Source organism: Desertihabitans aurantiacus, from assembly GCF_003344635.1.
Classification (GTDB): Bacteria; Actinomycetota; Actinomycetes; order Propionibacteriales; family Propionibacteriaceae; genus Desertihabitans; species Desertihabitans aurantiacus.
On record NZ_QPKK01000496.1, the window covers coordinates 1 to 1,238 of the forward strand.

A 1,238-nucleotide genomic window follows, 5' to 3' on the forward strand; every position below is an offset into this window, starting at 1 on the left:
CGCTCGTTGCGGGACTTAACCCAACATCTCACGACACGAGCTGACGACAACCATGCACCACCTGTCACTTTGTCCCCCGAAGGGGAAGACTCTATCTCTAGAGCGGTCAAAGGATGTCAAGATTTGGTAAGGTTCTTCGCGTTGCTTCGAATTAAACCACATGCTCCACCGCTTGTGCGGGTCCCCGTCAATTCCTTTGAGTTTCAACCTTGCGGTCGTACTCCCCAGGCGGAGTGCTTAATGCGTTAGCTGCAGCACTAAGGGGCGGAAACCCCCTAACACTTAGCACTCATCGTTTACGGCGTGGACTACCAGGGTATCTAATCCTGTTTGATCCCCACGCTTTCGCACATCAGCGTCAGTTACAGACCAGAAAGTCGCCTTCGCCACTGGTGTTCCTCCATATCTCTGCGCATTTCACCGCTACACATGGAATTCCACTTTCCTCTTCTGCACTCAAGTTTTCCAGTTTCCAATGACCCTCCACGGTTGAGCCGTGGGCTTTCACATCAGACTTAAAAAACCGCCTACGCGCGCTTTACGCCCAATAATTCCGGATAACGCTTGCCACCTACGTATTACCGCGGCTGCTGGCACGTAGTTAGCCGTGGCTTTCTGATCAGGTACCGTCAAGATGTGCACAGTTACTTACACATTTGTTCTTCCCTGATAACAGAGTTTTACGATCCGAAGACCTTCATCACTCACGCGGCGTTGCTCCGTCAGGCTTTCGCCCATTGCGGAAGATTCCCTACTGCTGCCTCCCGTAGGAGTCTGGACCGTGTCTCAGTTCCAGTGTGGCCGATCACCCTCTCAGGTCGGCTACGTATCGTTGCCTTGGTAAGCCGTTACCTTACCAACTAGCTAATACGGCGCGGATCCATCTATAAGTGACAGCAAAGCCGCCTTTCACTATTGAACCATGCGGTTCAATATGTTATCCGGTATTAGCTCCGGTTTCCCGAAGTTATCCCAGTCTTATAGGTAGGTTATCCACGTGTTACTCACCCGTCCGCCGCTAACGTCAAAGGAGCAAGCTCCTTATCTGTTCGCTCGACTTGCATGTATTAGGCACGCCGCCAGCGTTCATCCTGAGCCAGGATCAAACTCTCCATAAAAAATTATGATGTTTGATTAGCTCATAAAACTAAATTAATTGTTGTAACTTTCGTTACATTATTGGAATTAACGTTGACATATTGTCATTCAGTTTTCAATGTTCATTTCTTTTACCGACA

General features: G+C 49.3%; 1 rRNA gene. It reads right to left on the minus strand.

Features of this window, described 5'->3' with window-relative positions:
- A 16S ribosomal RNA gene (locus DVA66_RS20485) occupies window positions 1-1,118 on the minus strand; the annotation flags it as partial.
- Window positions 1,119-1,238 lie beyond the last annotated feature (120 nt).